Raw genomic sequence first — 13033 nt, forward strand, 5'->3', positions numbered from 1 at the left:
TCGGCGCCGAAGTTTTCAGTCGGCGTCGGGCTGGCGATCCGGGTGGGCGGCGTGGAAGGCGGGGTGATCCAACGCCTGGGCCTCTATGGCCAGAAGGCCCGGCCAGGGCGACAGGTCCATGTTGAAGCGGCGGGCCGAATAAAGCTGCGGGATCAGATAGCAGTCCGCCAGGGTCGGGGCGCCGCCGAAGCTCCAGCCGGCGCCATGGCGCGCGACCAGGGCCTGCAGCGCGTCGAAGCCCGGCGCGATCCAGCCGGCGGCCCAGGCGTCGATCGCGGCCTGGTCCGCGCCGAACTCGGCCCGCAACGCCTTCAGCACCCGCAGATTGTTCAGCGGATGGATGTCGCAGCCGATCAGGGCGCACATGGCGCGCACCACGGCGCGGTCGTCGGGGGCGGACGGCAGCAAGGGCGGGGCGGGATGGGTCTCCTCCAGCCACTCCAGAATGGCGGGGCTCTGGATCAGGACGCGGTCGCCGTCCTGCAGGGCCGGCACCATGCCCTGCGGGTTCAGGGCCAGATAGTCCGGCGTCTTCTGCTCGCCCTTCCTCAAGTCGTGGGCCGCCAGGTCGTAGCCGACGCCCTTCAGCGCCAGGGCGATCCGCACCCGGTAGCTGGCCCCCGAACGCCAATAGCCGTGCAGGATCACGGCCGAACCTCGAAACGCAGCGTCTCCAGCCCAGCGATGGTGACGACAACCCGCTCGCCCGGCTTGACGGAGCCGACGCCGGACGGCGTGCCGGTGAAGATCAGATCGCCGGGCTGAAGCGACCACAGGGCGCCGGCCGCCTCGACGATGCGGTCGGGGTTCAGGATCATGTCGTCCAGAACGCTGTCCTGTTTGACCTCGCCATTGACGGTCAGGCGGATGGCGCCGGCGGGATCGGGCAGGGCGCCCAGGGTGACGGGGCCGCACGGCGCCGACTGGTCGAACCCCTTGGCGGCGTCCCACGGCCGGCCGGTCTTCTTGGCCTCGGCCTGCAGGTCGCGGCGGGTCAGGTCGCAGCCGACCGCCCAGCCGACCACGCCGATCCGGCCGTCCTGCATCGGGCCGAGGGCGGCGACCAGTTCGGCCTCGTAATGCAGATTCTCCGTCGCCGTCGGATAGGCCGGGTCGGCGCCGTCCGACACCAGGGCGTCGCCGGGCTTGGAGAAGAAGAAGGGCGTCTGCTTGTCCGGGTCCGATCCCATCTCGCGCGCATGGGCGGCGTAGTTCTGGCCCACGCACAGGATGCGGCGCACGGGAAACCGCGCGTCACGGCCGACGATGGGCAGGGAGGGCGTCGGGCGGGGCGGGAACAGCCATTGGGTCATTGCCTCGTTCTTAATGCGCCGTTCTGGGGCTGACGAGAGGTTTGGCGCGACGCCGAAGCAATGAGGAGGCTGGAACCTCGCGGGGGGAGTGGCGTTGGCATACGGGGTTCTCTATTCTTTACCGTCAAGCTTTCAACGGAGCGCGCATCATGGCCAGCACCAAGGCCCGAGAAGACATCAAGGCCGACCTGAAGACCCTCAAGGAGGATCTGAAGACCGGCGCCCGCGAGGAAACCCAGCGCCTGCGCGAAAAGGCCGCCGAGGCCGAGGCCAAGCTGCGCGCCAAGAGCGACGAAGTGCGCGAACAGGCGCGCGGCTATTACGACACCGCCCGCACGCGCGGTCGCGAATATTACGACGACGCCGCCGAACGCCTGGACGAGGCGCAGCGCTATGTGGTCGAGCGGGTGCAGGAGCGTCCGCTGCAATCGACCGCCGTGGCGCTGGGCGTCGGCGTCATCCTTGGGATGCTGCTGGCCGGTCGTCGCCGCTGATGTTCAAGGGCCTCGTCAAAAAGCTGGTTGCGACCGCCGTTGTCGCGGCCAGCGCCTTTCTGGCAGTCATATTCCTGGGGCTGTCCATCTTCTATGCGCTCAGCCTCAAGCTGACGCCGCTGGGCGCCGCCGCCGTCACCTTCGGCCTGTTCGCCGTGGTCGCCCTGATCGTGATCCTGGTCTTCCTGCGCAGCGGGAACGACGAGGAGGACGACGAAGAGGAAGAACCGTCCGGCCTGCTGGGCAAGGTGATCCACATCGTTCGCGAACGCCCCATCGTGGGCGCGGTGGGCGGTCTGGGCGCCGCCTTCCTGCTGCTGCGCAATCCGGCGCTTGCGGCCATCGTCGCCAGCATGGTTGCAGACCGCAAGATGGATCAGGGCGGCTATTCGCGCCGTCGCCGCCGTTGACGGGAATCTCAGCGAACGAGGGAACGGCCAAGCCGCCACGACGTTGATGCAGCGGACCGACGAAGGCTCTAGGGTCGCCGACGGCAACATCAACTCAGGAGAGCTAAACCCATGATGCGCTGGGCAATTATCTTCCTGGTCGTGGCCTTGGTCGCGGCCGTTCTCGGCTTCGGCGGCATTGCGAACTTCTCGTTCGAAATCGCCAAATTCGTAGCCGTCGTCGCTATCATCCTGTTCGTCATCGCCCTGGTGGCCGGCGGACTTCGCGGACGCGGCGGCACGCCCCGACTATAAGGGCGCGACCGATCGGAAATCGGGGGACGAGGCTTCGGCTTCGTCCCCATTTTCATGCGTTGAAACCTGCGTTCGAAAAAGAACTTTACATCACAAAGTTTATGCGTGATCTTCCCTAATCGATCTAGGGAGGAGACCACCATGACCCGCGACACCCAGGCCATTCAGGACGACATCGCCTATATGCGCAACCTCGCGCACGCGGGTCGCCACGCGCCCCTGCTGGCGGGGCCGATCCTGGTCACAGCCGCCATCGTGTTCGGATCGACCAGCCTGATCCAATGGGCCATTCAATCGGGTCTGATCCGGCTGAACCCCTGGTCGCAGCTTTGGATCTGGGTCGTCGCAGGCGCGGTGTTCGCCGTCGCCCTGACCGTTCTGATCGGTCGCATCAAGAAGAAGTCCGGCTTCAATTCGGCGGGCAACAAGGCCGTCGGGTCGGCGTGGGAGGCGGTCGGTTACGGCATCTTCGTCACCTGGCTGGCCCTGGTCGCCCTGTCGGTGAAGACGGGAAACTGGTCGTGGATGGCGGTGATGCCGACGGCGGTGCTGGTCGCCTATGGCTCGGCCTGGATGATCGGCGCGGCCATGACCCGAACGCGCTGGATGTCGATGACCGCGATCTGCGCCTACGTCGGCGCCGTGGCGGTGGCCTGGTTCATCGACAGCCCGCTGATCTATCTGGTGTTCACCGCCATTCTGATCGCCGTCGCCCTGGTTCCCGGTCTGATCCTCATGCGTCAGGAACCGGCGGGGGTTGTCTGAGCATGGCGGACGATTTCGACATCGGCCGCATCGACGAGGTCATTCATGGGCGCATCCGCCTGGGGATCATGGCCTTCCTGTCGGGAGCCGACACGGCGGATTTCGCCACGCTGAAGGCGCGACTGCAGACCACGGACGGCAATCTGTCGGTCCATCTGCGCAAGCTGGAGGAGGCGGGCTTCGTCGCCGTGACCAAGAGTTTCAGGGGTCGAAAGCCCCTCACGGAGGCCAGTCTGACCGAGGAAGGCCGCGCCGCCTTCGTGGCCTATCTGGATGCGATGGCGGGCCTGCTGCCCGCGCGGTGAAAACAGGGTAGAAGGCGGCGCATGAGCGACCGCCTTCACGCCTTCGAGGCCATCGACAACTTTCGCGACTATGGCGACTACGCCACGGCGGCGGGGCGCCGCGTGCGGCACGGGCGGCTGTTCCGGTCGGCCCACCATGGGCGGGCGAGCGCGGCGGACCTGGAGCGGCTGGCGGCGCTGGACATCGGCGCGGTGGTCGACCTGCGCCGGCCCGGCGAGCGTCGCGACCAGCCGTCGCGCCGGCCGGACGGCTGGTCGGGCCTGGTGATCGAGGGCGGGATCGACGACGGGGTGGAGGCGCCCCACATCACCTTTCTGAAAACCCAGGACCTGACGCCGGCGTCCGGTCGGCGGTTCATGCAGGACACCTATCGCCGCCTGCCGTTCGACGCGGCGCACAGGGATGTGTTCAGCCGCTATTTCCAGGCCCTGGCCGATCAGGACCGACCTGTGCTGATCCACTGTGCGGCGGGCAAGGATCGGACGGGGTTCCTGGCCGCCCTGACCCATCATCTGCTGGGCGTGTCGCGCGACGACATGGTCGAGGACTATCTGCTGACCAATGCGGCGGTGGACCTGGCCGGACGGGCGCCGTCGATCGCGCGGCAACTGCACAAGATGACCGGCCGTGTCGCCGCCGACGATGCGGTGGTGGCGTTCCTGGGCGTCGAGGCCGCCTATCTGGACGCAGCCTTGGCGGAGGTCGAGGCGCGACATGGCTCGGTCGAGGCCTATCTGCGCGACGCCTTGGGTGTCGACGCCGCCCGGCGCGACCGGATCGTGGAGCGGCTGTCGGCGTGAACGATGTGCTGAGCCATCGGGTGGTGCGCAACGCCGGTTGGGTCGAGCCGGTTATGGTGGCGGCGGGATTGGCGGCGGACGGGACGGACGGGCTGCTGGCCTTGATTTCCGGCGGGGGTTCGGGCGAGCGCTGGTCGCACGTGGCGGCGCAGCCGGATCGGCTTCAGGTCGGGCCGGTTGGAGAGGCGGCGCTTTTCGATGCTCTGCGCGACCCCGCGTTCTCGGCGGGGACGGTGGGCCTGGCGGCCTATGACGCCGGGGCGCGGGCGGCGACGGGACCGCGCGGGGCGGTGTGGCCCGATCTGATGCTGGCCCGCTATCCGGCGATGCTGACCTTCGATCACCAGGCCCGCCGGGTTCAGGCGACCGGGCGAGGGGCGACGGCTGCGCAGGCCGAGGCGGCGGCGGATCGCGCGCTGGGCTGGCTGACCACCCCGCGCGCCGACCCGAAACCTGTCCCGCCAGCCGAAACCTTTCAGGCAGAGGCGTCGCCCGAAGCCTATCGCGCGGCCGTGGCCGATGTGGTGGACCGGATTGCGGCCGGCGAACTGTTCCAGGCCAATGTGGCGCGCGCCTGGTCGGGACGGCTGAGGCCGCAGGCCGATCCGTTCGACGTCTTTATGCGGCTGCAACAGGATCGTGCCTCGCCCTTCGGCGCCTATTGGCGGGTCGGGGATCGGGCGCTGGTGTCCAACTCGCCCGAACTGTTTTTGAGCTTCGATCCGGCCAGCCGCCGCATCGAGGCCCGGCCGATCAAGGGCACCCGGCCGCGCGATCCCGATCCGGCGCGCGACGCCGCCAATGCTGCGGACCTTTTGGCCAGCGCCAAGGACCGGGCCGAGAACCTGATGATCGTGGACCTGATGCGCAACGATCTGGCGCGCGCGTCCGAGCCGGGATCGGTGCAGGTGCAGGCCCTGTTCGCGGTCGAGCGGCATCCGACCGTGCATCATCTGGTCTCGACCGTGACGGCGACGGCGCGGGCGGGGGCCGGCGCGGCGGAGCTTCTGGAGGCCACCTTTCCGCCCGGCTCGATCACCGGCGCGCCCAAACATCAGGCGATGAAGGTGATCGCCGCCCATGAACCGCCGCGCGGCCCCTGGTGCGGATCGCTGTTCCTGATCGGCGAGGGCGGATCGCTGACCGCCTCGGTGCTGATCCGCACGGCCGGGTTCGAGCGGACGGACGGGGTCTGGCGCTATCGCACCCTGGCCGGCGCCGGCATCGTCGCCGACAGCGATCCGGCCGCCGAGGAGGCCGAGACCGACGTCAAGATCTCGGCGATGCGCGAGGCCCTGATCGGGCGTTGAGCCTGCGGATCAGCAGGTGCTGCAGGCGATGACGTCGGCCGTGCGCGGGCGCAAGTAGGCCATTCGCTCGAACCGCGTGAAATAGGGCGCGACCATATCGAACGGCGACGAATAGTCATAGTTGGCCTCGGCCACGATGACGGACTCCCCGGCCGCCAGCATATCGGACGGGATCTTGGCGTCGGCTACCGTCAGTTTGCCGGCGACGCCCCGGCTCACGCTCCAATCGACCCTGTAGGTGGTCGTATCGACGCGGGTGACGCTGCTGACCCTCTGCGTCAGGGGCGTGTTGGAGAACGGCCTGATGATCTGATCGCCGATGGCGAAGATGTCTGTGATCTGCGTCTTGGTCACCGTGTCGTTCTGCGACACCAGGTCCGCGACCATGGAGGCCACGTGGCCTGTGCGCTTCAGCGCCATATAGCCCTGACAGTATTCCACCATGCCGAAGTACAAAAGGATCAGAACGGGGGCCAGGAAGGCGAACTCCACCGCCGCGGCGCCGCGCGTGTTTTTCGCCAGTTGTCCAAGACACATCATGTGGCGGCCGACTTCGTCCAGGGCTCGTTGCGGAAGGCCGTCGCCGACATCAGCAGCACCTTGCCCGCCCCGACGCGGGAGGTGGCCTGGTTGAGCAGGGGCGTGATCAGCGGATGGACGTACCAGACGCGCACCAGCACAAGATCGCCCGGATTGCCCCCGTCGTAGATGGCCTTGGTCGGGTCGATCTGGCCGTTGGTGATCGGCTCGGGCGGATCGGGCGCGGCGAACTGAGGGATGACGCGCACATCGACGGTGGCGCGGCTGGCGCAATCGGTCTTGAACAGCGTCATCCGGTCGCAAAGTTCTGACTTGAAACGGGCGGCCGTGAACTTCTGCTGATCGGCCTGACCCGTCCGCACCAGGCGGCCTGACTGTGTCGTCGCCGTTTCCAGCATGGAATCGATCACGAACACCATGCCCAGTTCCAGGATGGCGAAAATCATCATCAGGAAGGGGATCGCCACCATGGCGAACTCGATCGCGGCGACGCCCTCGCGCCCCTGACGGCGGCGTGCGCGCCGCATCCAGGCCGCCAGAAGGGTGCGCGCGATCATGGCCGGCGGATCAGGGCGCGATCGGGGCGGCGGCGGGCGCGCTGCGGACGCTGGGCGAGCAGGAGGCGCCGCAGGTCATTTCCGTCGCCTGGGCGCCGCGCCAGACACGCACCGAGCCGGTCGCGCCGCCCGAGACCACGATTTCGCGCTGGAACAGGGTGCGGCCCACGCCGTCGACGGCGACCACCTCGGTCACCCCATAGCCCTTGCCGACGATGAACAGAGTGTTGGCGTCCACCATGGAGACGTCGGCGATCTGGGGGTTGGCGACGATGATGGAGGCGGCGGCCCCGCGCAGCTGAACGCGGGCGGAGCGGTCGATCTCGACGTTCAGCGCCCCGTCCTGGGCGTTGGCGAGGACAGGGGCGGCCAACAGGGCGGCGGCCAGAAGAACGGCGGGGATGCGAGACATCGGCGGCTCTGAAACAACGGCGCGTGCGGACGCGGACACGCGCATGATGGCCCAGCGATCCTCAACAAAGGCTGAAGCCCGAGAATGAGAATTTTCTTTGGTGAATCCGCGCGTAACCAAACCTCGTGACTCAGATTTAACGGGGGTGCGGCATTGTGATCCTGCGTTTGGGGGTCAAGCGGGCTACCGGCTCCCCCCGCCAAGTTGCTCGCTGGACCATTTGAAAAGGACTATCCCCATGACCAAGTTCATCTCGCGCTTCGCCAAAGACGAATCGGGCGCCACCGCCATCGAATACGGCCTGATCGCCGCCCTGGTCGCCGTCGCCCTGATCGGCGTTCTGGGCACGATGAGCGGCAAGATCAGCGCTCTGTTCGGACGTATCGGCACCGCTCTGGATGGCGCGGCGAAGTAACGTCTGAAATATCCTTTGTGGGAGGGCCGGAACTGAAAAGCTCCGGCCCTTTTCGCATGGCGGAAACCCAACCTTAAGTCATGTCCGACAGTATGGCGGTCATGGACATTCTGCTGCTCATCCTGCTGGGCGTCTTTCCGGCCCTGATCATCGTCGGGGGTCTGCACGACCTGATCACGATGAAGATTCCAAACTGGATTTCGCTGGCCCTGATCGGCGCCTTCTTCCCGACGGCGCTTCTGGTCGGCGTGGGGCCGATGGACATCGCCATTCACCTCGGCGTCGGCGTCGTCGCGCTGATGATCGGGATGGGGATGTTCGCCCTGAACTGGATCGGAGGCGGCGACGCCAAGCTGCTGGCGGCCAGCTGTCTATGGATGGGGCTGAGCGGCGTGGCGCCCTTCCTGTTGTGGACGGGGGTGGCGGGCGGGCTGTTCTGTCTGTTGCTGATCATGGCGCGCCAATATTTCCCCATGGTCGCGCCCTCGGTGTCGCAAGGATGGGTCGTCAATCTGATGCAGCCCAAGGGCGACATCCCCTACGGCGTCGCCATCGCCATCGGCGCCTTGATGGCCCTGCCCGAGAGCGGACTGGTTCTGGCTTATGCATCAGGACGTTAAGGCCAAGCTGACCGGCGTTCTGCGCTTAGGAAGCGTTAACCGATAGGCGGCATGATCGTTAACGGTAGGCGTCGGGGACTGAATCCGCGACTCAGGGCGCCAGCCGGAGACATCCTGGATGAAGCCCGCCCGTATCGTCGTTCTGTGCATCGCCGCCGTATCGGCCATCGGCCTGGCCTTGGTGGTCCGGGCCATGGGATCGTCGTCCAATGCGCCATCCGCGCCCGCCGCCGCCGCGCCCGTCGAGGTTCGGCCGATGGCCAAGGTTCTGGTCGCCGCCACGGATCTGCAGCCCGGCAAACGCATCACCGAGGCCGATCTGTCCTGGAAGGACTGGCCCGTAGACGAGGTTGCGCCGGTCTTCATCACCGATGGCGCGACGCCCGTTTCAGCCCGTCCCGCCGCCGACAACGCCGCTCAGAAGGCCGCCGGGGCGGTGGAACGGGTCGCCAAGGCGGCGACCGAAATCGCCGGGACCGGCGCCAAGTCCGACTATATCGGCGCCGTGGTCCGCGAACCCATCCTGGCCGGAGAACCGATCCTGGCGCGCAAGATCGTGCGCGCCGGCGACAGCGGCTATATGGCCGCCTATCTGGAGCCTGGAATGCGGGCCATGGCCATCGCCGTGACGGTGGAATCGGCGGCAGGCGGCTTCATCCTGCCCGGTGATCGGGTCGATGTGGTCATGACCGCCGAAGTTAATCGCGACGGCGGCGTCGAGGGCGGCTCCAAGTCCAAATACGTATCCGGCGTCGTTCTGCAGAACATCAAGGTCCTGGCGATCGACCAGGCCACGCGGGTCGGCGACGACGCCCAGGCCGTGGTCGGCGCGACCGCCACCCTGGAGGTTCGTCCGCAGGACGCCGTCCTGGTGGCGCAGGCCAAGTCGGAAGGCGAACTGTCCCTGTCGCTGAGGTCCTACGCCGACACCGCCGGTCCGTCCGGCGCCACGCGCAGACCTGCAGCCGGCCAGTCCCGCCCTCAGGCCGTGCGCATCTATCGCGGCGGCGCGCCGGAAGTGGTGGCCGTGCCATGAAAGTCGATCCGATGCGCCGCTTCTCCAGGCACAAGACCGCCGCCATCGTCTGCGCCGTTCTGGCCGGCCTGGCCGTCGCGCCGGCCGGCGTGGCCCAGACCCGCGCGGCCTTGTCGATGGGGGCGGCCCCGCAACTGATCAATCTGCCGCGCGGGACCTCCTTCGCCGTGGATCTGCCGGCGGACGCGCGCGACGTGATCGTCTCCAACCCGCAGGTGGCCGAGGCCATGCTGCATTCGCCGCGCCGCATCACCGTCATCGGCGTCGCGCCGGGCGAAACCGATGCGGTCTTCCTCGACGCCGCCGGACGCACCATCCTGAGCCTGCGGGTGCGGGTGGACGCCGGCACCAGCGCGCTTCAGGACACGCTGAACCGCATGATGCCCGGCAGCCAGGTCAGGGCCGAGGCCGTCAACGACAGCATCATCCTAAGCGGCGTGGCGGAAAACCCGGCCGTCTCGGCGCAGGCGACGCGCATCGCCACCGCCTTCGTCTCCGCCCCCGAAAAGGTGCTGAACCTGATCACGGTGCCGGGTTCCGACCAGGTGACGCTGAAGGTCCGCGTGGTCGAGGTGCAGCGCAACGTCATCAAACAGCTGGGTTTCAACACCTCGGCCGTGGTCGGGCGGCTGGGCGACACCCAATGGCTGCTGGGCAGCGCCGCCACCTGGGGCATCAACGGGAGCCTGCTGGGTGGGATCAGCGCCGGCACGTCGATCGACACGACAAAGAACTATCAGCTGCAGGTTCCCTGCGTCGGCCCCGGCTGGCAGCCTGGGGCGCTTTGCCCGGTGACTGTGAATGGCGGCGCGCCTGGAGACCCGGCGAACTGGAACACCGCCCAGCCCGGCACGGGCCCTGGCTCCGATGGGCTGAACAAGGGCGAGGCCATGCTCAAGGCGTTCGAGCGGGTCGGCCTGCTGCGCACCCTGGCCGAACCGAACCTGACCTCGGTCAACGGCGAGGCCGCCAGCTTCCTGGCCGGCGGCGAGTTCCCCGTGCCGACCAGCCGCGACGCTCAAGGCCAGATCACCGTCGAATACAAGCCATATGGCGTCGGTCTGGCCTTCCGTCCGATCGTGCTTTCGGGCGGCCGCATCAGCCTGCAGGTCAAGGTCGAGGTGTCCGAACTGTCGTCCCAGGGCGGCCTGACCATCGGCGCGGGCACGGCGTCGTCCATCACCCTGCCAGGGCTGACGGTCCGGCGCAGCGAGAACACCATCGAAATCCCCTCGGGCGGCTCCATGATGATCGCCGGCCTGCTTCAGGAAAACAGCCGTCAGGCCATCGATTCCCTGCCTGGCGTCACCAATCTGCCGGTCCTGGGCCAGCTGTTCCGGTCGCGCGACTATCTGATGGGCGAGACCGAGCTTGTGGTGATCGTGGAGCCTTATATCGTCAGTCCGACGTCGCCCGATCGGATGCAGACGCCTGCGGACGGCCTGCGCATCGCGTCGGACAGCCAGACCATTCTCTTTGGCCAGTTGAACCAGGTCTATGGGCTGCCGAACGCGCCCCCGGCCGGTTCGGTCGGCTATGTGATCGAGTGAGCGCCCGCATGATCCGCACCCCGATTATCGCTCTTGCGACCCTTTCCGCCCTGGCCCTGGGCGCCTGCGTCGGCGGGCCGGCCAGCCTTGGCGGCGAGCCGCCGCTGACGCCGACCTCGCGCTATGCGCTGCAGGTGGAGCCGAACCTGGATCGGATCGCCCTGGCCGTTCATGACGCCGGTCTGTCGGCCACCCAGAACGCCGCGCTTCGGGCCCTGATCGACCGCTACGCCCGGGCCGAGGGCGGGCCGCTGGTGATCGAAACGCCGGCCGGCGCCGATCCCGTCGCCCTCAGCCAGGCCTACGCCGTCCAGGCGGCCCTGTCCGCCTGGGGCGTGCCCGCCGACAGCATCCGCCTGGTCAGCTACGCCGCGCCCGATCCTCGCGCGCCGGTGGTCGTGGGTTTCGAGACCCTGCGCGCCGTGGTGCCCCAGTGCGGGCGCAACTGGGGCAATCTGAGCCGGTCTGGCGACAACCAGTCCGCCTCCAACTTCGGCTGTGCGATCACCGCCAATCTGGCCGCCCAGATCGCCGATCCGCGCGACATCCAGCAGCCGCGCGCCATGACGCCCGCCGACGCCAGCCGCCGCACCGTGGTCTTCGACCAGTACCGCGCCGGCAAGCAGACTGCGGCCGAGGCGGAAACCCTGGTGCGTGAGACCGCCGTCTCCCGCGCGGTGAACTGAAACCATGAGCATAGCGCCCGCCCCCCGCCCCTTCGAAGCGTTCGACGACGGTTTCGACGCGGACATGGCGTTCGACGACATGCCCGCGACCCAGGTCGGTCCGACGCGCGCGCCCCTGCCGTTCGCCGATGTCCACGAGGCCACGCCGGCCGTCGGTTACAACCCGGTCGGCGAGGTGATGGCCCAGGCCGAGGCCAGCCTGGCCGAATCCTATCCGGCGACGGATCTGACGCCGGCGGCCCTGGCGCCGACCGGCCTAGCGCCCGCCGCCGCCATCGGCGAGGTGTCGGTGCCGCGCATCGCCATCCATGTCTTCGCCGAGCGTCAGGACACCCTGGCGGCCGCCGAACGCGCGGCCCAGGACCGGCGCCTGTCGCGCGCCACGACCCAGATCCGCATCGGCGGCGTCGCCGCGGCGGTCGAGACCTATCAGCACGAGCCCACGCCGCCGCTGATCATCGTCGAATGCCTGAAGGACCCCCAGACCCTGCTCTGGGAGGTCGATCAGCTGGCCGAGGTCTGCGACGCCGGGACCAAGGTCGTCGTCGTCGGGGCGACCAACGACATCATCCTGTTCCGTGAACTGATGCGGCGCGGCGTCAGCGAATATCTGGTCGCGCCCTTGCAGCCGCTGCAGCTGATCGCGGCCATCGGCGGCCTGTTCAACGATCCGGCCCAGCCGTTTGTCGGACGCACCATCGCCTTCGTCGGCGCGCGCGGCGGGGCGGGGGCCTCGGCCGTGGCGCACAACACCGCCTATGCGATTTCGGAACGGATCGGGGCCAACACCGTCATCGTCGACTACGACCTGCCGTTCGGCACGGCGGGTCTGGACTTCAATCAGGATCCGCTGAGCGGCGTCGCCGACGCCCTGGGCCAACCCGACCGGCTGGACTCCACGCTGCTGGACAGGATGATGGTCCGCTGCACGGACAAGCTGAGCCTGTTCGCCGCGCCGGCCAGTCTGGACACGGACTGGGACATCTCGACCGAGGCGTTCGAAGAGGTCACGAACCAGATTCGCGCCACCGCGCCGTTCGTGGTGCTGGACCTGCCGCACCTGTGGTCGCCGTGGATGCGCCGCACCCTGATCAGCGCCGACGAGGTGGTGGTGGTGGCGACCCCCGATCTGGCCAGCCTGCGCAACGCCAAGAACATGATCGACCTGATCCGTCAGGGACGACCCAACGATGCGCCGCCGCGTCTGGTGCTGAACCAGATCGGCGTGCCGGGCCGACCCGAGATCCCGGCCAAGGACTTCGGCGCGGCGCTGGGCGTTCACGCCAGCCTGATGATCCCGTTCGACGCCAAGACCTTCGGGGCGGCGGCCAACAACGGCCAGATGATCCTGGACGCGGGGGCCAAGACCAAGGCGGCCGAGGCCTTCCAGACCCTGGCCCAGATCGTGTCGCGTCGCGAACTGCCCGCCGTCGCCGGACCCAAGGGCAAGGTTGCGAAACCGGCCAAGCCCGCCGACGGCGGCTCCAAGTCGCTGTTCGCCGCCATGTTCAAGAAGCGCTGACGG

At 68.2% G+C, this 13033-nt stretch carries 18 protein-coding genes; 13 read left to right on the forward strand and 5 right to left on the reverse strand.

All coding sequences use genetic code 11. The features are described from left to right. Nucleotides 1–15: 15 nt before the first annotated feature. Together maiA and B3Z70_RS03790 are read right to left on the reverse strand one after the other, a co-directional pair. Complete coding sequence (gene maiA, locus B3Z70_RS03785) at nucleotides 16–648, reverse strand: maleylacetoacetate isomerase (protein ID WP_292023511.1); 633 nt, start codon at nucleotides 646–648, stop codon at nucleotides 16–18. Then, nucleotides 645–1313: a fumarylacetoacetate hydrolase family protein gene (locus tag B3Z70_RS03790; protein WP_292023513.1), complete on the reverse strand. Its 669-nt coding sequence runs from the start codon at nucleotides 1311–1313 to the stop codon at nucleotides 645–647. Before B3Z70_RS03790 ends, maiA begins: the two co-directional genes overlap by 4 nt. 149 nt (nucleotides 1314–1462) lie before the next feature. Between B3Z70_RS03790 and B3Z70_RS03795 the strand changes: the two genes are divergently transcribed. The 7 genes from B3Z70_RS03795 to B3Z70_RS03825 all read left to right on the forward strand — a co-directional run bounded on the left by B3Z70_RS03795 (nucleotide 1463) and on the right by B3Z70_RS03825 (nucleotide 5692). After that, a complete protein-coding gene (locus B3Z70_RS03795) occupies nucleotides 1463–1807 on the forward strand; it encodes a DUF883 family protein (protein WP_292023515.1) in 345 nt (114 codons plus the stop codon). Next, entirely contained in the window at nucleotides 1807–2217 is a 411-nt protein-coding gene (locus B3Z70_RS03800) for a hypothetical protein (protein WP_292023517.1), read from the forward strand. Before B3Z70_RS03795 ends, B3Z70_RS03800 begins: the two co-directional genes overlap by 1 nt. Nucleotides 2218–2328: 111 nt before the next feature. Further along, on the forward strand, nucleotides 2329–2511 hold the full coding sequence (locus tag B3Z70_RS03805; protein ID WP_087121113.1) for a DUF1328 domain-containing protein: 183 nt from the start codon (nucleotides 2329–2331) through the stop codon (nucleotides 2509–2511). A gap of 141 nt (nucleotides 2512–2652) precedes the next feature. Then, a complete protein-coding gene (locus B3Z70_RS03810) occupies nucleotides 2653–3276 on the forward strand; it encodes a hypothetical protein (RefSeq protein ID WP_292023518.1) in 624 nt (207 codons plus the stop codon). A gap of 2 nt (nucleotides 3277–3278) precedes the next feature. Continuing rightward, complete coding sequence (locus tag B3Z70_RS03815) at nucleotides 3279–3581, forward strand: winged helix-turn-helix domain-containing protein (protein ID WP_292023520.1); 303 nt, start codon at nucleotides 3279–3281, stop codon at nucleotides 3579–3581. A gap of 21 nt (nucleotides 3582–3602) precedes the next feature. Beyond that, nucleotides 3603–4382, forward strand: coding sequence for a tyrosine-protein phosphatase (locus B3Z70_RS03820; RefSeq protein ID WP_292044710.1), 780 nt, complete (start codon nucleotides 3603–3605; stop codon nucleotides 4380–4382). After that, entirely contained in the window at nucleotides 4379–5692 is a 1314-nt protein-coding gene (locus B3Z70_RS03825) for an anthranilate synthase component I family protein (protein ID WP_292044712.1), read from the forward strand. Before B3Z70_RS03820 ends, B3Z70_RS03825 begins: the two co-directional genes overlap by 4 nt. 9 nt (nucleotides 5693–5701) lie before the next feature. On the opposite strand, the gene B3Z70_RS03830 is transcribed toward B3Z70_RS03825, so the two are convergent. The 3 genes from B3Z70_RS03830 to B3Z70_RS03840 are packed head-to-tail and all read right to left on the reverse strand — an operon-like array spanning nucleotide 5702 to nucleotide 7201. Continuing rightward, on the reverse strand, nucleotides 5702–6232 hold the full coding sequence (locus tag B3Z70_RS03830; RefSeq protein ID WP_292024264.1) for a TadE/TadG family type IV pilus assembly protein: 531 nt from the start codon (nucleotides 6230–6232) through the stop codon (nucleotides 5702–5704). After that, nucleotides 6229–6789 carry a TadE/TadG family type IV pilus assembly protein gene (locus B3Z70_RS03835; protein WP_292024262.1) on the reverse strand — a complete coding sequence of 187 codons (561 nt, stop codon included), beginning with the start codon at nucleotides 6787–6789 and terminating at the stop codon, nucleotides 6229–6231. Before B3Z70_RS03835 ends, B3Z70_RS03830 begins: the two co-directional genes overlap by 4 nt. Before the next feature lie 10 nt (nucleotides 6790–6799). Continuing rightward, complete coding sequence (locus B3Z70_RS03840) at nucleotides 6800–7201, reverse strand: pilus assembly protein N-terminal domain-containing protein (protein WP_292024261.1); 402 nt, start codon at nucleotides 7199–7201, stop codon at nucleotides 6800–6802. Between the two features lie 238 nt (nucleotides 7202–7439). Here B3Z70_RS03840 and B3Z70_RS03845 point away from each other — a divergent pair, with 238 nt between their 5' ends. The 6 genes from B3Z70_RS03845 to B3Z70_RS03870 all read left to right on the forward strand — a co-directional run bounded on the left by B3Z70_RS03845 (nucleotide 7440) and on the right by B3Z70_RS03870 (nucleotide 13030). Beyond that, nucleotides 7440–7616: a Flp family type IVb pilin gene (locus B3Z70_RS03845; RefSeq protein WP_292024260.1), complete on the forward strand. Its 177-nt coding sequence runs from the start codon at nucleotides 7440–7442 to the stop codon at nucleotides 7614–7616. Nucleotides 7617–7717: 101 nt separating this feature from the next. Then, nucleotides 7718–8236, forward strand: a complete 519-nt coding sequence (locus B3Z70_RS03850; RefSeq protein WP_292024270.1) for an A24 family peptidase — start codon at nucleotides 7718–7720, stop codon at nucleotides 8234–8236. Nucleotides 8237–8354: 118 nt separating this feature from the next. Beyond that, entirely contained in the window at nucleotides 8355–9272 is a 918-nt protein-coding gene (cpaB, locus tag B3Z70_RS03855) for a Flp pilus assembly protein CpaB (RefSeq protein WP_292024258.1), read from the forward strand. After that, nucleotides 9269–10822: a type II and III secretion system protein family protein gene (locus tag B3Z70_RS03860; RefSeq protein WP_292024256.1), complete on the forward strand. Its 1554-nt coding sequence runs from the start codon at nucleotides 9269–9271 to the stop codon at nucleotides 10820–10822. The genes cpaB and B3Z70_RS03860 overlap by 4 nt, the downstream gene beginning before the upstream one ends. A gap of 8 nt (nucleotides 10823–10830) precedes the next feature. Next, on the forward strand, nucleotides 10831–11508 hold the full coding sequence (locus tag B3Z70_RS03865; protein WP_292024254.1) for a CpaD family pilus assembly protein: 678 nt from the start codon (nucleotides 10831–10833) through the stop codon (nucleotides 11506–11508). 4 nt (nucleotides 11509–11512) lie between these two features. Continuing rightward, the gene (locus B3Z70_RS03870) at nucleotides 11513–13030 is read left to right on the forward strand and encodes an AAA family ATPase (protein ID WP_292044715.1); all 1518 of its coding nucleotides are present in this window, start codon (nucleotides 11513–11515) and stop codon (nucleotides 13028–13030) included. Nucleotides 13031–13033 lie beyond the last annotated feature (3 nt).

This window comes from Brevundimonas sp. UBA6550 (assembly GCF_002434505.1).
Taxonomy (GTDB): Bacteria; Pseudomonadota; Alphaproteobacteria; order Caulobacterales; family Caulobacteraceae; genus Brevundimonas.